Source organism: Kitasatospora sp. NA04385 (assembly GCF_013364235.1).
Classification (GTDB): Bacteria; Actinomycetota; Actinomycetes; order Streptomycetales; family Streptomycetaceae; genus Kitasatospora.
The window spans coordinates 432,383-453,904 of sequence record NZ_CP054919.1 but is presented as its reverse complement, the minus strand read 5'-3'; the positions used below and the strand labels follow the sequence as shown (position 1 = coordinate 453,904).

The following is a 21,522-nucleotide window of genomic DNA, read 5'->3' as shown; positions in this document are numbered from 1 at the left end:
CCGCGCTCCCCGCCCGCCCCGGAACGCCGACCGGCCCTGGGCCCCACCGGGCGGCGGTAGCATGGCGGTTCGGGTGCGGCCCGCCGGACGTGTTCGCACGGTCCCGGCAGCTCGTGCCAAACCCGCCGACCGCGGCGGGCCTCCGGGCCCGGGCCGGACGGCGGAAACCCGATTGCGAGGTGAGGGCCAGTCAGGGCCCGGACGATGGCATCTTCGACTTCCCCGACCACGACCGCCGGCGGGGAGTTCCTCGCCGCCTCCCCCTACCCGGTGGCGGTGCTCGGCCCCGACGGCGGGCTGCTGCACTCCAGCCACAGCGCCCGCCGCCTGCTGGCCGGCCCGGAGGGCGGCCCCGTCCGGGTGCCGCACTGGCTGCTGCGGGCCCACCTGGACCTGCCGTCCGGCCCGTCCGACGGCGCCCCGTCCGACGGCGCCCCGGCGGGCGTGGTCCGGCACACCGACCCGGTCGCCGGCCCGGTCGAGGCGCACCCCTCGCCCCGGCCCGACGGCAGCACCGCGTGGTGGTTCGTCGTCCCGGAGGGCTGCGCCGGCCTGCTGCCGCGCACGGCCGGCGCCGGCCCCTGCGACTGGGAACTGCTGACCCGGCTGTCCGGCCTGCTGCTGTCCTCGCTGAACGTCGACCGCATCCTGGAGACGGCGGCCCGCCAGTCGGCGCTGCACCTGGCGGACGCCGCCGTGCTGGTCGCCCCCGGCGCCGGACGGACCCTGCACCTGGTGACCTGCCTGCGCGGCGGCGACCCGGCGCACGTCCAGGCCCGGGCCGATCCGGCGGAGGTGCCCGGCCTGGCCGAGGCGCTCCAGGGCTTCCCGCCGGTGCCCTCCCGCTGGATCGACCCGGACGCCACCCCGCGCTGGCTGGTGCCCGCGGGCTTCGGCCGGGTCGGCTCGGTGCTGGTCACCCCGCTGCCCGGGCACGGCGTCCCCGCCGGGGCGCTGGTGCTGCTGCGCGCGCCGGGCCGCGGGCCGTTCGCCACCGAGGAGGAGGTCTTCGCCCGGATGTTCGCCGCCCGGGCCGGTGCCGCGGTGTCCGCCGCCGTCATGTACTCCGAACAGGCCGCCGTCACCGACCTGCTGATGCGCGAACTCCTCCCGCCCCGGCTCGAACACCTCAACGGGGTGGACTTCGCGGGCGGTTACCGGGCCTCCGTCGACCGGGACCGGATCGGCGGCGACTTCTACGACGTCCACCCCGCCGCCGACCCGGACGGCGAGACCCTCGCCCTGCTCGGCGACGTCAGCGGCAAGGGCCTGGAGGCCGCCGTGATGACCGGAAAGGTCCGCAACACGCTGCACGCGCTGCTGCCGCTCGCCGACGACCACGGGCGCGTCCTCAACCTGCTCAACCGGGCCCTGCTGACCTCCCGTCACACCCGCTTCGCCAGCCTGGTGCTGGCCTCCGTGCGCCGCGAGGGCGACCGGGTGCGGGTCCGGCTGTCGGCGGCCGGCCACCCCGCGCCGATGGTGGTCCGGGCGGACGGCCGGGTCACCGAATCCACCACCCTCGGCAGCATCGTGGGCGTCCTGCCCGAGGCCAGTACCCACACCGACACCGTCCTGCTCGACCCCGGCGAGGCCTGCGTCCTCTACAGCGACGGCATCACCGAGGCCAAGGGCGGGCCCACCGGCCGCGAGCAGTTCGGCGACCACCGCCTGCGCCAGGCCCTCGCGCAGTGCGCGGGCATGCCCGCCGAGGCGATCGTGGAACGGGTCCAGATGCTCACCGCGCAGTGGCTGCGGGACGGCCGGCACGACGACATGGCGGTCATGGTCATCGCCGCGCCCCCGCGCGGCCACCTGGCCGTGACCGCAGGACGACGGGGAAGCGCCGCATGAACGCCGAGACACCGACCACCACCCTCCGACCGGGCCGCCCCGCCCGGGAACCCGCGCGGGAACCCGCCCGGACCGCCCCCGCCCCCGTTCCGTCCGTGCCGGTCCTCACCGAGCGGCTCTGGGAGGCCGTCCTCGGCGGCGACCAGGCCCGGGCCGCCGACCTCGCGGTGGGGGCCCTGGAGGCGGGGCTGCACCCGGAGGCGCTGCTGCTGGACGTGATCGGGGCGCTCCAGGCCCGGGTCGGCCGGGAGTGGGCGGCCGACCGGATCACGGTGATCCAGGAGCACGCCGCCACCGCCGTCAACGAGCGGGTGGTGGCCCTGGTGACCGGCCATCCCGCGTTCGCCGCCGCCGCGGCGCCGCCGGAGCGCGGGCGGGTCACGGTGGCCTGCGTGGCCGGCGAGTGGCACGCCTTCCCGGCCCGGCTGCTGGCCGAGGTGCTGGTGCTGCGCGGCTGGCGGGTCGACTACCTCGGCGCCCAGTGCCCCACCCCCCACCTGATCGCGCACCTGCACCGCACCGCCCCCGACGCGCTGGCCCTGTCCGCCTCGCTGTCCACCCGGCTGCCCGCCGCGCACACCGCGGTCACCGCCGCCCAGGCCGCCGGCGTGCCGGTGATCGCCGGCGGCGCCGCGTTCGGCCCCGACGGCCGCCACGCCCGGCTGCTCGGGGCCGACGCCTGGGCCCCGGACGCCCGGTCCGCGGCCGAGCGGCTGGCCCGGGGGCTGCCGCTGCCCGCCTCCCCGCACCAGCCCGTCGACGACCTCCCGCACCTGGCCGACCAGGAGTACACCCTGGTCACCCGGAGCTCCCGCGAGCTGGTCGGCGCCGTGATGGCCGCCATGGAGCGCGAGCACCCCGCCGTCCGCTCCTACACCCCGCTCCAGCGCGAGCACACCCTCGACGACCTGGCCCACGTCGTCGAGCACCTGGCGGTCGCCCTCTACACCGGCGACCCGGAGCTGTTCACCGCGTTCGCGGGGTGGACCAGGGAGATCCTGCTCGCCCGCTCCGTCCCGGACGTGCTGCTCGCCGCCGCGCTGGCCGTGCTGCGCGAGGAACTGCGCGACCTGCCGCGCAGCGTCGCCGTCCTGACCGCCGCCCTGGGGACGGGGGCCGCCGCGTGAGCACCACCCCGTCCGGGCCCGGGCCCCGCACGGTCACCGTCCCGGTGGAGGGCGAACTCGACCACGAGAGCTGCGAGGGGCTGGTCCGGGAGGTCACCGTCCACCTGGCCGCCCGCCCGCCGGTCGACGTGGTCCGGGTGGACTGCGCGGGCATGACGCTGTGCGACTCCATGGGCCTGTCCGCACTGCTCCAGATCCGCCGCGACGTCGACGCCGCCGGGCGCACCCTGCGCTTCGACCACCGCCCCGCCCACCTGGACCGCCTGCTGCACCTCACCGGCACCGCCGACTACCTGCTCGCCGAGCGGCCGAACTGAGACCCCCGCGACCGGCCCGCCCGGAGCGGCCCGCGCCCGGGCGGGTGCGCCACCCGGGGGAAGCCCCGGTTCCGGGCGGTTCCCGCCGTTTCCGATTCCCCGGCCGGGGCAGCCGACGGCCATGCACCGACGACACCACCCCCGGTGGGACAACACCCTCCCGCTGCTGGCCCGCGGCTACGCGTGGCTCCCCGACCTGCGCCGACGCCATCCCGGCCCGGTCGTGCGGACCAGGCTGGCCGGCCGGCCCGCGGTCGCCCTGCACGGCCCGGACGCCGTCCGGTTCTTCTACGACGAACGGCACGTCCGGCGGGCGGGCGCGCTGCCGGAGCCGGTGAAGAGCACGCTCTTCGGGCACGGCGCCGTGCACGCGCTGGACGGCCCGGCGCACCGGCTGCGCAAGGCGATGTTCCTCTCGCTGCTGGCCGACCCGGCCCGGGTCCGCGCCCTGGTCGACGAGGTCGGCGCGGCCTGGGAGGCCGCGGTGGACGACTGGGCCGGGCGGGGGCGGGTGGTCCTGCTGGACGAGGCGGCCCGGGTCCTCACCGAGGGCGCCTGCCGGTGGGCCGGCCTGCCGCTGCCCGAGGACGGCGCCGGCCCGCTGGCGGCCGACCTGGTCGCGATGGTCGACGGCTTCGCCACCCCGGGCCCGCGGCACTGGCGCGGCCGGCTGGCCCGCCGCCGCCGGGAGGCCTGGATCGCCGGGATCGTCGAGGGCGTCCGGGACGGCACCGCGCCGCTCCCGGCCGGCTGCCCGGTCGAGCGGGTGGCGCTGCACCGGGACGCGGACGGCGAACCGCTGGAGCCCCGGGTCGCGGCCGTCGAGGTGCTCAACCTGATCCGCCCCACCGTCGCGGTCTGCTGGTACGTCGCCTTCGCCGCGCACGCCGCGCACCGCCGGCCGGACACCCGCGCGGCGCTCGCCACCGGCGACCCGGCCCACGCGGAGGCGTTCGCCCAGGAGGTCCGCCGGTTCTACCCGTTCGCCCCGTTCGTCGGCGGCCGGGCCGCCGCCGACCTGACCCACCGGGGGGAGCCGATCGCCGAGGGCACCACGGTGCTGCTCGACCTGTACGGGCAGAACCACGACCCGGCGCTGTGGCCCGACCCGTACGCCTTCCGCCCCGAACGCTTCCTCGAACGCCCGGAGGACGTCCGGCAGTTGGTCCCGCAGGGCGGCGGCGACCCGGGCAGCGGCCACCGCTGCCCGGGCGAGGCCGTGGTGGTCGGGCTGCTGACCGACCTGTCGGTGCGGCTGGCCCGGCTGGAGTACGTGCTGCCCGCCCAGGACCTGAGCATCCCGCTCGACCGGATGATCGCCCGGCCGCGCAGCGGCTTCGTGATCGAGGCGGTCCGGGCCGGATGAGCGCGCACGAGACGAACGTGGACGGGACGAACGCGCACGGGACGAACGCGCACGGGACGAACGCGCGGAGGCCGCAGCGCGAACCCGGGGAGCGCGGGAGCACCGGGCCGGACGGGCCGACCGACCTCCCGGCCCGCGGCTGGGTCGCGGTGCTCCGGCGCACCGGGAAGGAGTTCCTGGATGACGAACTGCCCGACCGGGCCGCCGCGCTGACCTACTACGGGGTGCTGGCGGTCTTCCCGGCGCTGCTGGTGCTGGTCTCGATCCTCGGGCTGCTCGGCCGTTCCGCCACCGACACGGTGCTCGACAACCTCCAGCAGCTCGCCCCCGGCCCGGCCCGGGACGTCCTGCGCAGCTCGGTCGAGCAGTTGCAGGACGGGCGCGGCACCAGCGGGGTGCTGGCCGCGGTCGGCCTGCTGGGCGCGCTCTGGTCGGCCTCCGGCTACGTCGCCGCGTTCATCCGGGCGTCCAACGCGGTCTACGACATCCCCGAGGGCCGCCCGGTGTGGAAGGTCACCCCGCTGCGGGTCGGCCTGACCCTGCTGATGATGGTGCTGCTGCTGGCCAGCGCGGTGATCGTGGTCTTCACCGGCCCGGTGGCCCAGCGCGCCGGGGACGTCCTCGGGCTGGGCGCCACCGCCGTCACGGTCTGGTCGATCGCCAAGTGGCCGGTCCTGGTGCTGCTGGTCACCCTCATGGTCGCGCTGCTGTACTGGGCGGCCCCCAACGTGCGCGGCCGCGGCTGGCGCTGGATCTCCCCGGGCAGCCTGCTGGCCGTCCTGCTCTGGCTGGTCCTCTCCGGCGGCTTCGCCGCCTACGTCGCCAACTTCGCCTCCTACAACCGCACCTACGGCACCCTCGCCGGGGTGATCGTCTTCCTGGTCTGGCTGTGGCTGTCCAACCTCGCCATCCTGCTCGGCCTGGAGTTCGACGCCGAACTCGCCCGCGAGCGGGCCGTCGAGGGCGGGCTGCCGCCCGACGAGGAGCCGTACGTGCCGCCGCGCGACACCCGCAAGTGGCCCGAGGGGATGCGGGCCCCGGAAACCCTTACGGACCGACCCGAGGAGACGTGATGACCGAGTACGGGTTCTTCCTGTCCTGCGAGGAGTTCACCCCGCAGGAGCTGATCCGCCAGGCCGAGCAGGCCCGCGACGCCGGGTTCACCCGGCTCGCGATCTCCGACCACTTCCACCCGTGGAACGAGGCGCAGGGCAACAGCGCCTTCGTCTGGTCGGTGATCGGCGCGCTCTCGCAGGCCGTCGACCTGCCCGTCACCACCCTGGTGACCTGCCCCACCGTCCGCCTGCACCCGGCGGTCACCGCCCAGGCGGCGGCCACCTCCAGCGTCCTGCTGGACGGCCGCTTCACCCTCGGCGTGGGCACCGGCGAGGCGCTCAACGAGCACGTCCTCGGCGACCGGTGGCCCTCCTTCGAGGAGCGCGCCGAGATGCTGGAGGAGGCCGTGGAGGTGATGCGCGAACTGTTCACCGGCAGCCGGGTCAACCACCGCGGCCCCTACTACACCGTCGACAACGCCCGCCTCTACACCGCGCCGCGCGGCCGGCTGCCGATCCTGGTCTCCGGGTTCGGCCCCAAGGCCGCCGCGACGGCCGCCCGGATCGGCGACGGCTTCGTCACCATGACGCCCGACGCCGACCTGGTCGCCGTCTTCCGGGACGCGGGCGGCACCGGCAAGGTCGTCGGCGGGCTGAAGGTCTGCTGGGGCGCCGACCGGGACAAGGCGATCGACGAGGCGCACCGCCGCTGGCCCACCGAACTGCTCCCCGGCGAGCTCGCCCAGGTGCTCCCCACCCCCGCGCACTTCGAGCAGGCCAGCACGCTCGTCACCCGGGAGATGGTCGCCGACGCGATCACCTGCGGCGACGACGTCGACGCCCACGTCGAGGCGGTCCGCGCCTACCCGCGGGCCGGCTTCGACGAGGTGTACGTCGGACAGATCGGCCCCGACCAGGACGCCTTCTTCGAGGCCTACCGGACGCAGGTGCTGCCCGCCCTGCGGGCCGCCGACGGCGCCCCCGCGGGACGGCCGCTGGAGACCCCCGAGGCCCGGATGACCGCCGAGGGCGCCCCCGCGCCCGACGAGCGGGCCAAGGACGCCGCGGACGGCCCGGAGTTCGCCCGCACCGACCCCGGCCGCTGATCGAATCGCCACCGGCGTGCATGACCGGCGGGGGAGCGGTTAGACGGCGGTTGTTCGATCACCTCCGTTCGGAAGGCACCGTCGTGACCAAGGTCTCCCGCCTCCCCGGCGCTCAGACGCACCACTGGGACTGGCAGCTCGAAGGCTCCTGCCGCACCGTCGGCAGCGAGGTCTTCTTCCGACCCGCGAGCGAGGGCCGGGCCGAAGCCAGGCAACGGGAGCAGGCCGCCAAGCGGGTGTGCGCCGGCTGCCCGGTCCGGCTGGAGTGCCGGCGGCACGCCCTCGCCACCCAGGAGCCCTACGGCGTCTGGGGCGGCCTGACCGAGGACGAGCGGCGCGCCCTGCTGGTGCGCCGCGAGCCCGCCGCCGTCCCGCAGGTCACCCCCGCCGCCGCCTGAACGCGCCGCAGTCCCGCGGGCCGACCGGACCCCGGTCGGCCCGCGGCGTTCCCGGCGGCCTCGTCCGGGAGCGCCGCCGGACCCGGGCCGCCCCGCCGTCCTCGACCACCAGGTAGGGGGTCGTCCGGGTCAGCTCCAGCACCCGGCGCACGCAGCGCGACGGCGAGTCCAGGGCCAGCGCCACCCCGAGGGCGCGGGCCTCGTCCCCGGCCCGCAGCAGGGTGTCCAGGGCGGACGAGGTGAACAGGTCCACCGCCCGCAGGTCGACCGACAGCCGGGCCGGGCGGGTGCGCAGCCCGTCCCGCAGCGCCCGCGCGAACACCCGCTCGTTGTCCTGGTGGAGGGCGCCGACCAGGGCGCACCGGACGGTCCCGCCGGTGCGGCGGGTCTCGATCCGCAGGTCCGGGGTGCGCACCACGACGGACCGTCGGTACCGCCGGGGCAGGGCCGTCACTACATCGCCTCCAGGCGCCGGTTCGGGGGAGCGGCACTCCGTCCACTCTCCCCGCGGGCATGACATACGTCAATGAATGCACGAAAAGTATGTCATGCATTCGGAATCGTGAATCGCACTACCTATGCTGGGCCGGTGGAGAGAGCCGTCGAACCCAGCCGCCAGTGGACCTTCCTGACCAACCACGCCAGGGTGCTGATCCAGATCTACCGCGACCCCGGCATCCGGGTCCGGGACATAGCCGCCCGCTGCCTGCTCACCGAGCGCGCGGTGCAGCGCATCATCTCCGACCTGGAGGAAGCCGGGTACCTCTCCCACGAGCGCCTCGGCCGCACCAACCACTACCACGTCATCGACGGCCAACTGCGCCACCCCGCCGACGCCGGGCCCACCATCGCCGAACTGCTCTCGGCCCTGCTCACCCCGCCGCCCGACACCCCCTGAACGCCCCCGGCCCGGTCGGCCGCACGGCGATGGCCCCGCCCCCCGAGCGTCGGGGGGCGGGGCCATCGGTGCTCCGGGAGCCGGCTCCGGGAGTCAGGGCGCCTTGCTGTCCGCCGCGGGCGGCTCCGGCTCCTCGTCCGCCTTGCCCTCCGCCTTGGCCCGCACGTCGGCCGGGGTCGGCGCGGTGATCTCGCGCTCCTCGGCCGAACGCTCGCGCACGCTCTCCCCGGGCGCCTCCTCGGCGGCCCGGTCCTTGCCGTCCTGCGTGGTCATGGCTGCTCCTCTCCTGTCTGCACCGGTCGGTCCGGCCCCCGCCGGGCCGGGCCCGGCGGGGACACCGAGCGGCTACCCGCGACCCCGCGACCCACACCGGGCCGACCGGGTGATCTTCGGCCGGGGCCCCGGCCCGACCGGGGATCACCCGGTCGGCCACACCCCGGTCACCCGCCGCCAGGCGGTCGCCCCCGACCGGTCCAGGGCCGCCTTCACCAGGGCGAACACCGCGCCCTGGAGCGCCGCGGCGATCAGCACCTGCCGCCAGCCGCGGTCCTCGTCGGTCGCGTCCGGCGGATCGTCCTCGTGCGCAACCCGCTGCCACACCCGCTTGAACACCGCCCCGGCCACCACCCCGCCCAGCGCCCCCACCGCCATGCCGAACGGCTTGTACACCACCGCTGCCGCCTTCATCGGGACTCCTCTCCCCGCGCCGTCCGCGGCCCGCCCGCGGCTGCCCGGGCGTCCCCGCGGGTGCCCGGGCGCCCCCGCCGCAAACGGTCGGCCCTGCTCGGCGCCTGCTCAGCACCCGTTCGGCGCCCGCTCGGCGCCTGCTCGGCGCCCGCTCAGCGCTCGGTCTGGCGGCGCTCCTCGTGGCGCAGCAGCAGGAACGGCAGCACCAGCCAGGTGGTGGCGAAGTAGGCGAGGGTGCAGCCGGCGACCGTCGCGGCGAGCACCGGGTTCCCGGTCGCGGTGCGCAGCAGCAGCAACAGGGCGCAGCCGATGGTGAGGGCCAGCAGGGCCAGGCCCAGCGCGATCAGGCGGGAGCCGGTGCGGATCAGCACCGGCTTCAGGTCGTGCCCGGCCAGCAGCCGGTGGAAGGAGACGGGCGCGATCAGCGAGGCGGTCGCGCAGGCGCCCAGCACGACGGTCACCGTGTACAGGCCCTTGTCGAAGCCGTCGAGGGTGCCGAACCGCGGGGTGAAGGCCACGCTCAGCAGGAAGCCGAAGAGGATCTGCGCCCCGGTCTGGGCGACCCGCACCTCCTGCAGCGTCTCGTCCCACTGCCGGTCGGCCCGCTCCTGCGGGCTCTCGTCCCGGCCGGGGCCGCCGCCGGTGTTCCGGGAGTCGTCCAAGGGGAGCCCTTTCGCTCGTGGGGTCGCTCGTGGGGTCGCTCGTGGTGTCGCTCGTGGGGCCGGATTCCCGGCACGGCCGCAGCCATGCCGGGAATCCGGCTGGCGGGTGGGGCGCTGCCTCAGCCGCTGCTCCGGGCATCCGTCCCGGGGGCGTCGGTCAGGGCGTCGGTCAGGGCGTCGCGGAGGCTGGGGCGGGTGGGGAGGACGGTGTCCATCTCGGTGATCTCCAGCAGCCTGCGGGCCGGGGCGGAGGGCCGGGCGAGCAGCAGGGCGGCGTGGCTGCGGCGGGCGGCGCGGTGGGCCTTGAACAGCAGGTGGAGGGTGGCGGTGTCGCAGTACCGCACGGCGGACAGGTCGACCACCAGGCGGCGCGGGCGGCGGGCGAGCGCGCGGGCCAGGGCGCGTTCCAGCGCGGGCACCCGGTCGTGGTCGAGGTCTCCGACGGGGCGGAGCACCACCGCGTGCCCGGGCAGGTCGGTCGTGGTGATCCGGAGGCCGGGTTCGCGGCCGCGGGCGCGGGGGCGGCCCGGCACGTCGATCGGCTCAGGGGTGTGCGCGGTGTTCATGGTCACCACCGGGAAGGGGGTCGTCGGTACCGGTCGCGGGGTCGAGGTCGGCGAACAGGGCCAGCAGTCCGGCGATCTCGTGGCGGGACTCCGCCGGGTGGCGGAAGAAGGCGTGCCGGGCCACCCGGTAGTGGGTGCGGCGGCCGTTCCGGGTGCGGGTCAGGTAGCCGGTGTCCTCCAGATCGGTCAGGATGCCCTGCACCGCCCGCTCGGTCACCCCGCACGCCCCGGCGACGTCGCGCACCCGGACCTCCGGGTCGCGCGGGACCATCAGCAGGACCCGCGCGTGCTGGGTCAGGAACGTCCAGCCCGTGCGCGGTCCGGGTGCGTCCACCACACCACAAGCATGAACCCGGATTCCGGTTTCGCCAGTCCGGTGTCGCCGGTCCGCCGTCCCCGGGCCGGGGCCCGGCAGCGCCCCGCGCTCCCGGCAGCCGCGGCCGCGGGCCCTTCCCCGAGGTGTGGTGGACGGCGGCCGGGGCATCCGCCGCGTGGGCGGGGGCGGACCCGGCCGGTCTCGGGTGCAATGGAAGGACGGGACGGCGGACGCGGGAAGCGGCGCGGACCAGGAGGCGGGCATGGCAGTGAGCGGCGGCGGCGAACGGCGGCCGGTGGGGGCGGACCGGCCCGCGGGGCCCGGGGAGCACCTGCTGGAGGTGCTGCTCGACCGGGCCCGGGAGCTCGCGCCGCCACTGATCGCCCCGCTGGTCGCCGAGGCGGTGGCCGGGCTGGGCGGCCGGGAGCCGGCGCTGCTGCTCCAGGACTACGGCCAGTCGGTGCTGGTGCCGTTGCCCGGCGACGGTCTGATCGGGGGCCCGCCGCTGCCGATCGTCGGTTCTCCGGCCGGTGAGGCGTTCCTGCGGGGCACCGCGGTGGAGGTGCCGCAGGACGGCGGGGTGCGGGTGTACCTGCCGCTGCTGGACGGCGGGGACGAGGCGGGGGTGCTGTCCTTCACCCTGGACGCGGTCGGCGACGGCGACCGGCTGCCGCTGCGGCGGCTGTCGGCCCTGGTGGCGGACCTGCTGATCACCAGGAGCGGCTACACCGACCTGGTCTTCCGGGCCCGGCGGCTGGAGCCGATGAGCGTGGCGGCCGAGATCCAGTGGTCGCTGCTGCCGCCGCTGTCGATGTCCGTGCCCCGGGTCGCGGTGGCGGGCATCCTGGAGCCCGCCTACCAGGTGGCCGGCGACAGCTTCGACTACGCGCTCAACGACGACGTGCTGCACGTCGCCACCCTGGACGCGATGGGCCACGGCCTGGACGCGGCCACCATGGCGACGGTGGCCGTCGGCGCGTACCGGCACGCCCGCCGCGCGGGCGTCGGGCTCGCCGAGATCTACGCCTTCATGGACCGGGCCGTCGCCGAGCAGTTCGGCCCCGACCACTTCGTCACGGCGCAGATGATGCGGCTCGACACCGCCACCGGCCACCTCCAGTGGGTCAACGCCGGTCACCCGGAGCCGCTGCTGATCCGCGGCGGCGCGGTCGTCCAGCGGCTGGAGAGCGCCACCACGCTGCCGGTCGGGTTCGGCGGCGAGCAGCCGGTGATCAGCGAACGGGAGCTCCGGCACGGGGACCGGGTGCTGTGCTTCACCGACGGCCTGGTCGAGGAACGGGGCGCGGGCGGCGAGCAGTTCGGCGAGGAGCAGCTGATCGACTGGGTCGACCGCATCGAGCGCACCGGCTCCGGCGTGCGGGCCACGGTGCGCGCCCTCTCGCACGCGCTGAAGGCCCGCCGGGGCGGGCACACCAGTGACGACGCGACGCTGTTCCTGATCGAGTGGCGCTGAGCGGCCCGGCCGCCACGCACCGCGAGTGCCCCGCGCTCCGCACGACCCGACTGCCGGGCCGCGGTCGGGGTCGGGGCCCCGCGGCTCCCGCTCCGGGCAGGAGTAGCCTCGAAGACGTCCAGGGCATCCCGCATCCCGGTAGCCGTTCCGGCCTCGTTCTGGGTGAACGAAAGCCCGGCAGCCGCCCGCGCGCGGCCGCCGGAGAGGAAGCGGTGAGCCCCGTGACCGCCACCGAACGCCCCGACCTCCCGCTGCGGCACCGCCGCGGTCTCACCGTCGCCGACGCGATGGAGCCGTGGGGGCACCAGATCGCCGACGACAGCACCGTCGACCGCGCGAACGACGTCCTGCGGGGCTCCGGGGCCGAGTACCTGCTGGTCCGCGACCACGACGGTCGCTGCGAAGGCGTCGTCACCCGGACCGGGCTGGGCTCCGCCCCGGTCCGTCCCCGGCGCACCGGGCACACCGGCCGGACCACGGTCGGCGCCACCGCCCACCAGCGCGGCCCGTTCGCCTGGCCGACCATGGGGCTGGCCCTCGCCGCCGTCGCCATGCGGGTCAAGCGCCTGACCGTCTGGCCCGTGGTCGACGAGGAGGGCTACCCCCTCGGCGTCCTCACCGCGGACCGGACCGCGTTCCTGCTCGCCGCGCCGGGCGGCGCCGACGCGCCGTCCGGCTGACCGGAGCGCCCTCGCCGCCGGGCGGGTGCCACGGCGGCGGACGTACCTACTCCTACAGCGGGCGGATGTTCTCCGCCTGCAGGCCCTTCTGGCCCTGGGTGACGTCGAACTCGACCTTCTGCCCCTCGATCAGCTCCCGGAAGCCACCGGCGCTGATGTTCGAGTAGTGGGCGAACACGTCCGGACCGCCGCCCTCCTGCTCGATGAAGCCGAAGCCCTTCTCCGCGTTGAACCACTTCACAGTGCCGTTGGTCATGTGAAAAATCTCCTTCGGGGCTTTCCGGCGCCCGCACGGTGCGGATGCCGAGTCACCGTGATGGGAACCCGCCCGGAGAGGATCCGGAAAATAAAAATGCGCCCGCGAAACATCAGCAGGCGCACACGAATTTCATGGGGACCATTACTGCAACTACGTCGACTGTAACAGCCCCCGGCCCGCAACGGGCGGAGAAACGTGCCCGGATTTTTCGGCGGCACCCGGAATTCCCGTCCCGGAATTCGGCCGGTCGGACGCGGGGTCAGATGAGGCGGTCGTGGCGGAGGGCGGCGGTTTCGCGGACGAGCCGGGCGAAGCGTTCGCGGCTGGCCCGCTGCTGCCGTTCGGCCAGCTCGTCGTCCGGCGCGCCGGGCGCGCCGCCGGTGCCGGTGCGCTCGTCGGCCTCGGCGTACTCGCGGTGGAGCAGCCAGCAGCCGTGGATGCCGGCGAGGAGGTCCTCCAGGAGGTCGCGGGCGGGGCGCCGCGGGTCGAGCGGGGTCAGGCGCAGGGCGACGTCGTCGAGGTCGGGTTCGTCCTCGCCGGTGTAGTCGGTGAGGGCCTCCTCCAGCCCTTCGAGCTGTTCGCGCACGGCGGCCGGGTCGGGGAGCAGGCCGTCGGTGATCTGCATGGCGTGGCGCACGAGGCCGGTGACGGCTTCGTACGGGGTGGCGCCGTCGTGGAGGAGCCCGAGGACGAGGCTCGGCGTCTCGTAGGGCAGCGATTCGATGGTGTCCGCCTCGATGACCACGGTGGCGGGGGCGCGGCCGGAGGTCGTGGCGGCGACCTCGGCCGCGGCGGCGAGCCAGTGGGCGGCCGCGACGGCGGCCGCGGTCGGGTCGACGGTGGAGAAGAGCGGGTCGGGGCCGAAGGGGTCCTGGTCCAGGAGGTGGTCGGCGGCGGCGACCTGGACGGGGGACGCGTCCTCGCGGCTGAGCATGACGGCCTGCTGGGCGCGGCCGGTCAGGTCGCCGAGTTCCGCGTTCTCGACGGCGGCGAGCTCGGTCGCGACGTCGGAGAGGACGGCCCCGGTGAGGGCCGGGTCGTCGAGGTCCAGCAGGGCGCGTCCGACGCGGTGGGCGGATTCGAGGATCCGGCTGTAGGAGACCGCGATGGTGCCGCCGTGGGGGAGGTTGGGCGCGGTGATCGCCTCGGCGACGCCCCCGAAGCGGTCGCGTTCCCGCTCGCGGCGGCGCTCGTCGGAGTCCGCCCCGGGGGAGTCGGGGGCGCCGGGGGAACCGCCGGGGTGGGTGTAGGTGCGCCATGCGGCGTCCGACAGCTGGGTGAGGGCGCGCGCCAGGCCCAGGAGGGCGGAGGTGCCGGCCTCCGGGGACAGGACGGCGACGCGGGTGACGAGGTCGCCCTCGCCGGTGCCCCAGGCGGCGATCAGGTCGTGTCGGTCCGGGTCCACGCCGTACCGCGTCACGGGCTCTCCTCTGGTTCGGCCACCGGGCGGGCGCCTCGTGGCACCCGACCATTCTGGTGCACCGTCAGATCCGTGCCGGACCGGACACCGCGTGCCCGCCCGCCGGGACGGGAGGACGGGGCGGGGGAGGGGGACGGAGAGTAGGCTGGACATCACCGAAGGCACCTCGCATGCCGGCACCGGATACTGGCGTCGTCTCCGGCGAACGGCGATGCCGGACCCGGCTTCCTCGGCCGGGCCCGGAGACAGGTCTCAGTCATGACCGCGATGTCCGACCGTGCCGCGGCGGTGCCCACCGCCCTGGAATCCACCCCACGGCTCTCCCTGGCCCCCCAGAGCGCCCGGCCCGGCCGCCTGGACGGCGCCTGGTGGCCCCGCTCGCGCGACCTCCTCCTCGAACTCCCCTCGCTGGCCGCCGAGATCGACGAGCGGTGGGGCCGGATCACCCGGATCACCGTCAACCCCGCGCAGTGGCCCGTCATCCCCCGGCGCATCCCGGTCACCGGGCACACCGTCCACGCGGGCTGGTACACCACCGAGCAGGACGAGCACATGATCATGGTGTGCTCGTACGCTCCGCGCCGACTGGAACTGCTGGTCGTCCCGCCGGGGACGGACAGCGCCGACGCCGCCCGGCTGATGGCCGCGGCCGCCGACCCGGCGAACACCAGGACCGCGAGCGAGCTGCTGGCCGCGGGCGCCGCCCGGAGCCGGGCCGCGTCCTGGCCCGCGTCGGCGTAGGCGGCGGACCGGAGCCGTGTCGCGGGCCGCCCGGGGGCGGCCCGTTCGAGCGGAGGCGGGGTGCCCGGCCCACCGGGGCCGGGCACCCCGCCGGTGCGGGGAGGGGTGTCGCGTCACCAGTAGTGGCGGCGGCCGGCCACCTCGTGGCCGAGCGCGCCCGCGAGCACCAGGCCCAGGCCGACGACGGCGAGGATGATGCCGATGGTCCACAGGACCGGGATGCCGGCCAGGAAGCCGATGACGAGGAGGATGACTCCGAGGATGATCATGATGACCTTCGTTCCTGTTCCCCCCGGTGGTGCGGTGCTCCGCGGGGCGGAGCCGGTGCTGCTCCTTTCGGTGGCGTCCCCGTCGTGGCGGTCGGCGGCCCGGCGCGGGCCGTGGCCGGTGCTCGCGGCGGGTCAGGGTGCTCCGGGGGCGAGGCCGGAGAGGAGGATGTCGAGGCCGCGTTCGAGTTCGGCGGCCCCGTCGTAGGAGGCGAGTTCGGCGGCGAGGCCGCGCAGGAGGGGGAACTCGCGGAGCGGGAGGCGGTACAGGCCCAGGCGGAGCAGGTCGTCCGTCTCGTCGGGGTTGTCGACGAGTTCCTGCAGTTCGTTGAGGACGTGGCCGTGCAGGAGCCCGGTCAGGGAGCGGTAGGCGTGCAGGGCGGCGGCGCCGGTGAAGCCCGCCCCGGTGAGGAGGGCCAGGACGTCCTCGAGGGGGCGCAGGGTACCGGCGGGGCGCAGGGCGAGGGGGGTGGCCAGGGGGCGGGTCACCAGGAGGGGGACGGCGTTGGGGTGGTCGAGCGCCAGTCGCCGGTAGCCGCGGGCGAAGGCGCGCAGCTGGCCGGGCCAGTCGGGGTCGCCGGGATCGACGCTGAGCCGGCGCAGGAGCGTGTCGGCGACGCCGTCGAGGAGGGCGGCCTTGTTGGGGGCGTGGCGGTACAGGCTCATCGGGTCGTGGCCCAGGGTGCGGGCCAGGTGCCGCATGGACAGCTTCTCGACGCCGTCGCGGTCGACGATCTCCAGCGCGCAGGCCAGCACGCGCTCCAGGCTGAGCCGTTCCGCGGAGGGCGCTCCGGCGTCCCGGTCGGACGCGCGGGTCGGGGTGACCGCCATGCCGGAGCCTCCTCGTCGTGCCGGGGCCGTGCCGGATCGTGCCGGGATCGCGCCGGATCGTGCCCGGCGTGAGCACCGGTGGCGCAAAGTTCGTAGTCATACGGTGTAGACACCAGTGTAGTCCGGGCGTTGACTGTAGGCATACGACGTAGACCCGTTGGGAGCGCGTCATGATCATTCTTCTCGGACTCCTCCTCCTGCTCGCCGCGGTCGTCGTCGCGGTGGCGGGAATCCTCGGCAACACCGGCGCCGCGCACGAACTCACCGGCGCCTTCTCGGTGTTCGGCCACCACGTGACCGGCTCCACCGGGATGCTGTTCCTCTGGGGCGTCGTGGTCGGAGCGGTCGCCGTGCTCGGCCTCGGCCTCCTGCTGGCCGGTCTCCGCCGCCGCGCGGCCGCCCGGCGCGGACCGCGGCGCGCCAGGTCCGGGGCGGTGGACGCCCGCGAACGCGACGGCGCCCCGGCCGGACGGCCCGAGGGCGTCCGCACCGACGCGGCGACGGCCGACGGGTACCGCGAGGACTTCGCCCGGCAGCGCGAGGCCCGGGCCACGGCCCCCGACCACGCCCGGGAGCAGACCGCGGGCACCCGGACCGGCCCGATGCCGCAGGACTCCGAACCCGCGGCCGACGACGGGAACCGCGGGTCGCGACTGCTGTGACCGCTGCGGCGGCGCCGGCCGGAGAACGCGCTGCCGGGGGAGCGGGGAGACGGCGATCCACCGCGGGAGGCCGTGGCCTGCTAGAGTCGTTCCCAGTTGCAGTAGTGGTTCCCATGGAATTCGTGTGCGCCTGCTGAGGTGTCGCGGGCGCGTTTTCTTTCCCGGCTCTTTTCCGGGTGGGCCATCATCGCGGCGCTCGAAGCCCGCACCCTGCGGGCTTCGGACGGCCCGTTCAAGGAGATTCGTTTATGGCTCATGGCACTGTGAAGTGGTTCGACGCGGAAAAGGGCTTCGGTTTCGTCGAGCGGGCGGGTGGCGGCCCGGACGCCTGCGCCCACTGCTCGGACATCCGCCCGCTGTAGTTCTTCCCCACCGCCGCGGCACCCGTCCGGCGGCGAGGGGTGCGCACCGCGTACGCGCTCGGTGCGGGCCGCTCGGCCCTGCACGATGACGCACCTCCCCGGCCGGCAGTTCAGGCCCCTGGTTCCGCCACCGGCGGCCACCCCGCGCGAGGCGCCCCGCGCCGCGCCCGTCGCACTTCCGGCCCGTTCCCTTGCGGTCTCCCCCGGCGCCCCGCGCTGCGGAGCCTTCCTCGTGACGCGCCGCCCCGAGGAAGGTCTCCCGCATGAACCGCTCCAGCCGCTCCTCCCAGCAGAGCCCCGGCCTGCGCTCCGCCCCGGGCTCCCGCTCCGGCCGCCGCACCCGTCAAACAGCCTCCGGGCAGGGCGAGTTCGCGCTGCCGACGGGCACCACCCCGCCGCTGCCGGCCGTCGAGACCTTCGGCGAGCTGGACCTGCCGGAGGCGCTGCTCACGACGCTGACCCGGCAGGGCGTCACCGCGCCGTTCCCGATCCAGGCCGCGACGCTGCCGAACGCGCTGGCCGGCCGCGACGTGCTGGGCCGGGGCCGCACCGGCTCCGGCAAGACGCTCGCGTTCGGCCTCGCCGTGCTGGCCCGCACCGCCGGCCGGAAGGCCGAGCCCGGCCGGCCGCTGGCGCTGGTCATGGTCCCCACCCGCGAGCTGGCCCAGCAGGTCACCGAGGCACTCACCCCCTACGCCCACGCGGTGAACCTGCGCCTCGCCACCGTGGTCGGCGGGGTGTCGATCGGCGGCCAGGCCCGGGCGCTGAACCGCGGCGCCGAGGTCGTGGTCGCCACCCCCGGACGGCTCGCGGACCTGGTCCAGCGCGGCGACTGCCGACTGGACCGGGTCGGCACCACGGTGCTGGACGAGGCCGACCAGATGGCCGACGTGGGTTTCCTGCCGCAGGTCGTCCAGCTCCTCGACCAGGTCGCCGAGGGCGGCCAGACGATGCTGTTCTCCGCCACCCTGGACCGCAACGTCGACCGCCTGGTCCGCCGCTTCCTGGAGGACCCGGTCACCCACTCGGTGGACCCGTCCGCCGGAGCGGTCAGCACCATGGAGCACCACGTGCTGCACGTGCGGAGCTCCGACAAGAACGCCACGATCGCCCACATCGCCTCCCGCGAGGGCAACGTGATCATGTTCACCGACACCAAGTACGGCGCCGACCGCCTGGTGCGGAACCTGCTCGCCAACGGGGTGAAGGCCGCGGCCCTGCACGGCGGCAAGTCCCAGCCGCAGCGCACCCGCACCCTGGAGCAGTTCCGCAGCGGCCAGGTCACCGCACTGATCGCCACCAACGTCGCCGCCCGCGGCATCCACGTCGACGGCCTCGACCTGGTCGTCAACCTGGACCCGCCCGCCGACCACAAGGACTACCTGCACCGCGGCGGACGCACCGCCCGGGCCGGCGCGTCCGGCACCGTCGTCACCCTGGTCCTGCCCGAACAGCGCCGCGACACGGCCCGGATGATGGCCACCGCCACCATCACCCCCGTCACCACCGAGGTCAGCTCCGGCGACGGGGAACTCGCCCGGATCACCGGCGCCCGCGTCCCCACCGGCATCCCCACCGTGATCGCCGCCCCGGTCGTCGAAGGCCCGCGCCGCAGCACCTCCGCGAGCCGCAACCGGCGCCGCCGGGCCAACCGCAGGGCGCGGACCACCGCCGGCACGTACGACGCGGCGCCCGGGCGCGCCGCCCTCGCCGGCTAGGACACCGCACGGGGCGGGGCCGCGAGCCGGTCCCGCCCCGCCCGCCGACGCCCGACTCCTCCCCCCCCCGTGCCCGGAGCGCCGCCACCACGGGCGGCAACGACCCGAAGGACCACGCCCATGACCATCAGCCTCGAACGCCCCGCGACCACCACCACGGTCGGCGACCTCATGAAGCACCCGGAACTGCAGATCAGCGACGACGTCACCGCCGACACCGCGATGGACATCCTGTACAGCTCCGGCGCGGACCACGTGCTGGTCCGCACCGAGGACGGCCGCTGCGCCGGGCTGCTGACCCGCCTCCACCTCGCACCGTTCCAGGCCCGCTCCTGGTACACCGAGCGCACCCCGGTCCGCGACATCGCCCTCGACCGCGCCCCGTTCGCCACCACCGACATGCCGGCCACCGACGCCCTCGCCGCCATGCGCGCCCGCGGACTGGACACCTGGCCGGTGGTGGACCACGACGGCCACGCCATCGGCCTCCTCGACCTCCGGTAGCCGGCCCCGGGCACCCGCGAGCGGGCATCCCCGCCCCGGGGGAACCGGAAGCATGCGACCGAACGTCCCTCCGGAGCATGAACGACAACACCTTAGGACGACGCGGACTCCTCCGGACCGCGGTCGCGGGCGCCGCCCTCCTGCCGGTGGCCGGAGCCGGGGCCGTCCCCGCGGCCGCCGCGGACGAGCCGCAGCAGCGCGGCGGCGAGACGGCCTTCACCTGGCTGGGCAACAGCGGGTGGCGGATCGAGGGCAACGGGAAGACCGTCCTGTTCGACCCGTACCTCACCCGCTTCCCCACCCACGGCTTCGACCCCGCGACCCCGCTCACCGTGGCCACCGAGGTGGTCGACCGGCACATCGGGACACCCGACCTCGTCCTGGTCAGCCACAGCCACTGGGACCACTTCAACGACGTCCCGTACATCGCCAAGAGCCGCGGCGTGCAGGTCGTCGGCACCGCCACCACCTGCCACCTGCTGCGGGCGACGGGCGTGGACCCGGCCCAGCTGATCGTGGTCAAGGGCGGCGAGGTCCTCGACTTCGGCGGGTACACCGTGCGGGTGGTGGCCAGCCTGCACAGCCGCAACGCGACGCACCGCTACTGGGCGCCCGGCACGCTCACCGCGCCGCCCGCGGCGCCGCCCGGGGCGATCGGCGAACTCGTCGAGGGCGACACCCTGGCCTTCCAGGTCCAGCTCGGTGACGGGCCGTCGACCCTGCTGACCGGCGCCAGCGACTTCGTCGAGCACACCTTCGCCGGCCTGCGGCCCGACGTCGCGATGATCGCCGCCGAGAGCACCGCCCGCACCACCCACCGGTACGTGCCCCGGCTGCTCCAGACGCTCGACTTCCCGCGCACCGTCGTCCCCGTGCACTGGGACGACTTCCAGTCGCCGCTGGCCGACCCGGCCGTCCAGGACCCGGGGATCGACCTCGACGGCCTCCTCGACCAGGTGCGCCGGCTCTCCCCGCGCACCCGGCTGATCCGCCCCGAGCACCTCGCCACCCTGCGACTGAAGGCGTAGCCCCGCGCACCGGAATGCCGTCGGCCCGCCGGGAGTTGGGGGACAGCAGTCCCACCAGCCCTCCGGCGCGGCCGCGGCCCGACCGGAAGAATCCGCACCGGAGCCCCGCATGACGTCCCGTTCGTTCCTCTTCCTGCTCGGCAGCGCCCGCACCGGCGGCAACACCGAGGCGCTCGCCCGGGCCGCCGCCGAGCGGCTCCCGGCCGGCACCGCCCAGCGCTGGCTGCACCTGGCCTCCCTCGACCTGCCCGAGTACACCGACGCGCGGCACGCGCCGGGCGGCCCGGACGCCCAGGTCACCACCGGGGACGAGGCGCTGCTGCTGGAGGCCACCCTCGGCGCGAGCGACCTGGTGATCGCCTCGCCGCTGTACTGGTACTCGCTCTCCTCCGCCACCAAGCGCTACCTCGACCACTGGTCGAAGTGGCTGCGCACCCCCGACCCGGAGTTCCGCGCCAAGATGGCCGGACGCACCCTGTGGGGCGTCACCGCGATGGCGCACGCCGAGCAGGAGGTGGCCCGCCCGCTGGAACTGACGCTCCAGCACACCGCCGCGTACATGGGCATGCGCTTCGGCGGCGTCCTGCTGGGCACCGCCAGCCGCCCGGGCCAGGTGCTGGCGGACGAGCGGGCGCTGGCCCGGGCCGCCTCCTTCTTCGCCGGGGAGCCGGAGCTCGCCCGCTTCCCCTACGACCGGTAGCGGGCGCTACCCGCGCGCGCCGGCCGGGTCGGCGGAGGCACCGGCGGAATCACCACCGGCGGAATCACCACCGGCGGAATCACCGCCGGAGGAGCGGGCGACGTTGCGGGCCAGGTTGGCCAGCAGGCGGCGGTTGCGCAGGTGCAGGACCAGCTCGGTCAGCGGGTTCTCCAGCCGCGCCCCGAGCCCGCGCAGCGGGTGCTCGTCGAGCAGCAGCAGGGTGTGGCCGCCCCACGGGACGAGCGAGAAGGCGATCCGGGCGGTGCCGAACGGGTCGGCCCGGGCCTCCAGTTCGAGGCGGCGGCCGGGTTCGCAGATCCGCACCACGCAGGTGTCCTCCAGCACGGCCGGCCCGAGGCCGACCCGGAACCTGAGCCGGGCCCCGACCTCGGGCCAGTGCTCGTCCGCGTCCAGGACGTCCTGGGTGCCGACCACCCACTGCGCGTAGCTCCGGGCGTCCGCCAGGACGTCCCAGACCCGCTCGGGCGGGGAGTCGATCAGGCGTTGGCGCTGTGCCATGGGTCC

Annotated in this window: 27 protein-coding genes and 1 pseudogene; 17 read left to right on the top strand and 11 right to left on the bottom strand. The window is 75.7% G+C overall.

The features are described 5' to 3' along the window. Positions 1–204 precede the first annotated feature (204 nt). The 7 genes from HUT16_RS01970 to HUT16_RS01940 all read left to right on the top strand — a co-directional run bounded on the left by HUT16_RS01970 (position 205) and on the right by HUT16_RS01940 (position 7,223). Entirely contained in the window at positions 205–1,854 is a 1,650-nt protein-coding gene (locus HUT16_RS01970; protein WP_176184835.1) for a PP2C family protein-serine/threonine phosphatase, read from the top strand. Then, complete coding sequence (locus tag HUT16_RS01965) at positions 1,851–2,981, top strand: B12-binding domain-containing protein (RefSeq protein WP_176184833.1); 1,131 nt, start codon at positions 1,851–1,853, stop codon at positions 2,979–2,981. The genes HUT16_RS01970 and HUT16_RS01965 overlap by 4 nt, the downstream gene beginning before the upstream one ends. Then, on the top strand, positions 2,978–3,298 hold the full coding sequence (locus tag HUT16_RS01960; RefSeq protein ID WP_176184831.1) for an STAS domain-containing protein: 321 nt from the start codon (positions 2,978–2,980) through the stop codon (positions 3,296–3,298). The genes HUT16_RS01965 and HUT16_RS01960 overlap by 4 nt, the downstream gene beginning before the upstream one ends. 121 nt (positions 3,299–3,419) lie before the next feature. Further along, positions 3,420–4,664: a cytochrome P450 gene (locus tag HUT16_RS01955; RefSeq protein ID WP_176184829.1), complete on the top strand. Its 1,245-nt coding sequence runs from the start codon at positions 3,420–3,422 to the stop codon at positions 4,662–4,664. Further along, positions 4,661–5,737 carry a YihY/virulence factor BrkB family protein gene (locus tag HUT16_RS01950; RefSeq protein ID WP_176184827.1) on the top strand — a complete coding sequence of 359 codons (1,077 nt, stop codon included), beginning with the start codon at positions 4,661–4,663 and terminating at the stop codon, positions 5,735–5,737. Before HUT16_RS01955 ends, HUT16_RS01950 begins: the two co-directional genes overlap by 4 nt. After that, positions 5,737–6,825, top strand: a complete 1,089-nt coding sequence (locus HUT16_RS01945; protein ID WP_176184825.1) for a TIGR03557 family F420-dependent LLM class oxidoreductase — start codon at positions 5,737–5,739, stop codon at positions 6,823–6,825. Before HUT16_RS01950 ends, HUT16_RS01945 begins: the two co-directional genes overlap by 1 nt. Before the next feature lie 83 nt (positions 6,826–6,908). Next, entirely contained in the window at positions 6,909–7,223 is a 315-nt protein-coding gene (locus tag HUT16_RS01940) for a WhiB family transcriptional regulator (protein WP_176184823.1), read from the top strand. On the opposite strand, the gene HUT16_RS01935 is transcribed toward HUT16_RS01940, so the two are convergent. Further along, positions 7,204–7,638 (bottom strand): STAS domain-containing protein, encoded by a 435-nt coding sequence (locus HUT16_RS01935; protein WP_176184821.1) that lies wholly within the window; start codon positions 7,636–7,638, stop codon positions 7,204–7,206. The genes HUT16_RS01940 and HUT16_RS01935 overlap by 20 nt on opposite strands. Positions 7,639–7,812: 174 nt before the next feature. Between HUT16_RS01935 and HUT16_RS01930 the strand changes: the two genes are divergently transcribed. Beyond that, a complete protein-coding gene (locus tag HUT16_RS01930) occupies positions 7,813–8,121 on the top strand; it encodes a helix-turn-helix domain-containing protein (protein WP_176184819.1) in 309 nt (102 codons plus the stop codon). Between the two features lie 93 nt (positions 8,122–8,214). Here HUT16_RS01930 and HUT16_RS01925 read toward each other — a convergent pair whose 3' ends face one another. From HUT16_RS01925 to HUT16_RS01905, 5 genes are all read right to left on the bottom strand, one after another. Further along, complete coding sequence (locus HUT16_RS01925; protein WP_176184817.1) at positions 8,215–8,394, bottom strand: hypothetical protein; 180 nt, start codon at positions 8,392–8,394, stop codon at positions 8,215–8,217. A gap of 144 nt (positions 8,395–8,538) precedes the next feature. Further along, positions 8,539–8,808 carry a DUF4235 domain-containing protein gene (locus tag HUT16_RS01920; RefSeq protein WP_176184815.1) on the bottom strand — a complete coding sequence of 90 codons (270 nt, stop codon included), beginning with the start codon at positions 8,806–8,808 and terminating at the stop codon, positions 8,539–8,541. A gap of 152 nt (positions 8,809–8,960) precedes the next feature. Continuing rightward, the gene (locus tag HUT16_RS01915) at positions 8,961–9,470 is read right to left on the bottom strand and encodes a DUF6328 family protein (RefSeq protein WP_176184813.1); all 510 of its coding nucleotides are present in this window, start codon (positions 9,468–9,470) and stop codon (positions 8,961–8,963) included. A 119-nt stretch (positions 9,471–9,589) separates the two neighbouring features. After that, positions 9,590–10,036 (bottom strand): STAS domain-containing protein, encoded by a 447-nt coding sequence (locus HUT16_RS01910; protein ID WP_176184811.1) that lies wholly within the window; start codon positions 10,034–10,036, stop codon positions 9,590–9,592. Beyond that, positions 10,014–10,373 carry a helix-turn-helix domain-containing protein gene (locus HUT16_RS01905; protein WP_176184809.1) on the bottom strand — a complete coding sequence of 120 codons (360 nt, stop codon included), beginning with the start codon at positions 10,371–10,373 and terminating at the stop codon, positions 10,014–10,016. Before HUT16_RS01905 ends, HUT16_RS01910 begins: the two co-directional genes overlap by 23 nt. 241 nt (positions 10,374–10,614) lie before the next feature. Here HUT16_RS01905 and HUT16_RS01900 point away from each other — a divergent pair, with 241 nt between their 5' ends. Both HUT16_RS01900 and HUT16_RS01895 read left to right on the top strand, forming a co-directional pair. Continuing rightward, entirely contained in the window at positions 10,615–11,826 is a 1,212-nt protein-coding gene (locus tag HUT16_RS01900; protein WP_176184807.1) for a PP2C family protein-serine/threonine phosphatase, read from the top strand. A gap of 221 nt (positions 11,827–12,047) precedes the next feature. Continuing rightward, positions 12,048–12,506 carry a CBS domain-containing protein gene (locus HUT16_RS01895; protein ID WP_176184805.1) on the top strand — a complete coding sequence of 153 codons (459 nt, stop codon included), beginning with the start codon at positions 12,048–12,050 and terminating at the stop codon, positions 12,504–12,506. 52 nt (positions 12,507–12,558) lie between these two features. On the opposite strand, the gene HUT16_RS01890 is transcribed toward HUT16_RS01895, so the two are convergent. Together HUT16_RS01890 and HUT16_RS01885 are read right to left on the bottom strand one after the other, a co-directional pair. Continuing rightward, positions 12,559–12,762, bottom strand: coding sequence for a cold-shock protein (locus HUT16_RS01890; protein WP_176184803.1), 204 nt, complete (start codon positions 12,760–12,762; stop codon positions 12,559–12,561). Between the two features lie 262 nt (positions 12,763–13,024). Beyond that, a complete protein-coding gene (locus HUT16_RS01885; protein WP_176184801.1) occupies positions 13,025–14,185 on the bottom strand; it encodes a hypothetical protein in 1,161 nt (386 codons plus the stop codon). A 258-nt stretch (positions 14,186–14,443) separates the two neighbouring features. Here HUT16_RS01885 and HUT16_RS01880 point away from each other — a divergent pair, with 258 nt between their 5' ends. After that, positions 14,444–14,926: a DUF5994 family protein gene (locus tag HUT16_RS01880; RefSeq protein ID WP_176184799.1), complete on the top strand. Its 483-nt coding sequence runs from the start codon at positions 14,444–14,446 to the stop codon at positions 14,924–14,926. A gap of 113 nt (positions 14,927–15,039) precedes the next feature. On the opposite strand, the gene HUT16_RS01875 is transcribed toward HUT16_RS01880, so the two are convergent. Both HUT16_RS01875 and HUT16_RS01870 read right to left on the bottom strand, forming a co-directional pair. Next, positions 15,040–15,195, bottom strand: coding sequence for a DUF6131 family protein (locus HUT16_RS01875; protein WP_176184797.1), 156 nt, complete (start codon positions 15,193–15,195; stop codon positions 15,040–15,042). Positions 15,196–15,327: 132 nt separating this feature from the next. Next, the gene (locus tag HUT16_RS01870) at positions 15,328–16,023 is read right to left on the bottom strand and encodes a TetR/AcrR family transcriptional regulator C-terminal domain-containing protein (RefSeq protein ID WP_176184795.1); all 696 of its coding nucleotides are present in this window, start codon (positions 16,021–16,023) and stop codon (positions 15,328–15,330) included. A 170-nt stretch (positions 16,024–16,193) separates the two neighbouring features. Here HUT16_RS01870 and HUT16_RS01865 point away from each other — a divergent pair, with 170 nt between their 5' ends. The 6 genes and pseudogenes from HUT16_RS01865 to HUT16_RS01840 all read left to right on the top strand — a co-directional run bounded on the left by HUT16_RS01865 (position 16,194) and on the right by HUT16_RS01840 (position 20,997). Beyond that, entirely contained in the window at positions 16,194–16,685 is a 492-nt protein-coding gene (locus HUT16_RS01865) for a hypothetical protein (protein ID WP_176184793.1), read from the top strand. 248 nt (positions 16,686–16,933) lie between these two features. Then, positions 16,934–17,035, top strand: a pseudogene (locus tag HUT16_RS01860) (cold-shock protein); the annotation flags it as partial. Between the two features lie 275 nt (positions 17,036–17,310). Further along, positions 17,311–18,765, top strand: coding sequence for a DEAD/DEAH box helicase (locus HUT16_RS01855; protein ID WP_176184789.1), 1,455 nt, complete (start codon positions 17,311–17,313; stop codon positions 18,763–18,765). Between the two features lie 120 nt (positions 18,766–18,885). Continuing rightward, positions 18,886–19,269, top strand: coding sequence for a CBS domain-containing protein (locus HUT16_RS01850; RefSeq protein WP_176184787.1), 384 nt, complete (start codon positions 18,886–18,888; stop codon positions 19,267–19,269). 77 nt (positions 19,270–19,346) lie between these two features. Beyond that, complete coding sequence (locus tag HUT16_RS01845) at positions 19,347–20,297, top strand: MBL fold metallo-hydrolase (RefSeq protein WP_176184786.1); 951 nt, start codon at positions 19,347–19,349, stop codon at positions 20,295–20,297. Positions 20,298–20,406: 109 nt separating this feature from the next. Continuing rightward, the gene (locus tag HUT16_RS01840; protein WP_176184784.1) at positions 20,407–20,997 is read left to right on the top strand and encodes a flavodoxin family protein; all 591 of its coding nucleotides are present in this window, start codon (positions 20,407–20,409) and stop codon (positions 20,995–20,997) included. Between the two features lie 6 nt (positions 20,998–21,003). Here HUT16_RS01840 and HUT16_RS01835 read toward each other — a convergent pair whose 3' ends face one another. Next, the gene (locus tag HUT16_RS01835; RefSeq protein ID WP_176184782.1) at positions 21,004–21,516 is read right to left on the bottom strand and encodes an SRPBCC domain-containing protein; all 513 of its coding nucleotides are present in this window, start codon (positions 21,514–21,516) and stop codon (positions 21,004–21,006) included. Between the last annotated feature and the right edge of the window lie 6 nt (positions 21,517–21,522).

Coding starts and splice junctions, on each gene's coding strand:
- HUT16_RS01880 (WP_176184799.1), top strand. CDS start 14,444: ATGACCGCGATGTCCGACCGTGCCGCGGCGGTGCCCACCGCCCTGGAA.
- HUT16_RS01965 (WP_176184833.1), top strand. CDS start 1,851: ATGAACGCCGAGACACCGACCACCACCCTCCGACCGGGCCGCCCCGCC.
- HUT16_RS01835 (WP_176184782.1), bottom strand. CDS start 21,516: ATGGCACAGCGCCAACGCCTGATCGACTCCCCGCCCGAGCGGGTCTGG.
- HUT16_RS01900 (WP_176184807.1), top strand. CDS start 10,615: ATGGCAGTGAGCGGCGGCGGCGAACGGCGGCCGGTGGGGGCGGACCGG.
- HUT16_RS01910 (WP_176184811.1), bottom strand. CDS start 10,036: ATGAACACCGCGCACACCCCTGAGCCGATCGACGTGCCGGGCCGCCCC.
- HUT16_RS01925 (WP_176184817.1), bottom strand. CDS start 8,394: ATGACCACGCAGGACGGCAAGGACCGGGCCGCCGAGGAGGCGCCCGGG.
- HUT16_RS01950 (WP_176184827.1), top strand. CDS start 4,661: ATGAGCGCGCACGAGACGAACGTGGACGGGACGAACGCGCACGGGACG.
- HUT16_RS01875 (WP_176184797.1), bottom strand. CDS start 15,195: ATGATCATCCTCGGAGTCATCCTCCTCGTCATCGGCTTCCTGGCCGGC.
- HUT16_RS01855 (WP_176184789.1), top strand. CDS start 17,311: ATGAACCGCTCCAGCCGCTCCTCCCAGCAGAGCCCCGGCCTGCGCTCC.
- HUT16_RS01945 (WP_176184825.1), top strand. CDS start 5,737: ATGACCGAGTACGGGTTCTTCCTGTCCTGCGAGGAGTTCACCCCGCAG.
- HUT16_RS01845 (WP_176184786.1), top strand. CDS start 19,347: ATGAACGACAACACCTTAGGACGACGCGGACTCCTCCGGACCGCGGTC.
- HUT16_RS01970 (WP_176184835.1), top strand. CDS start 205: ATGGCATCTTCGACTTCCCCGACCACGACCGCCGGCGGGGAGTTCCTC.
- HUT16_RS01955 (WP_176184829.1), top strand. CDS start 3,420: ATGCACCGACGACACCACCCCCGGTGGGACAACACCCTCCCGCTGCTG.
- HUT16_RS01840 (WP_176184784.1), top strand. CDS start 20,407: ATGACGTCCCGTTCGTTCCTCTTCCTGCTCGGCAGCGCCCGCACCGGC.
- HUT16_RS01865 (WP_176184793.1), top strand. CDS start 16,194: ATGATCATTCTTCTCGGACTCCTCCTCCTGCTCGCCGCGGTCGTCGTC.
- HUT16_RS01890 (WP_176184803.1), bottom strand. CDS start 12,762: ATGACCAACGGCACTGTGAAGTGGTTCAACGCGGAGAAGGGCTTCGGC.
- HUT16_RS01870 (WP_176184795.1), bottom strand. CDS start 16,023: ATGGCGGTCACCCCGACCCGCGCGTCCGACCGGGACGCCGGAGCGCCC.
- HUT16_RS01850 (WP_176184787.1), top strand. CDS start 18,886: ATGACCATCAGCCTCGAACGCCCCGCGACCACCACCACGGTCGGCGAC.
- HUT16_RS01920 (WP_176184815.1), bottom strand. CDS start 8,808: ATGAAGGCGGCAGCGGTGGTGTACAAGCCGTTCGGCATGGCGGTGGGG.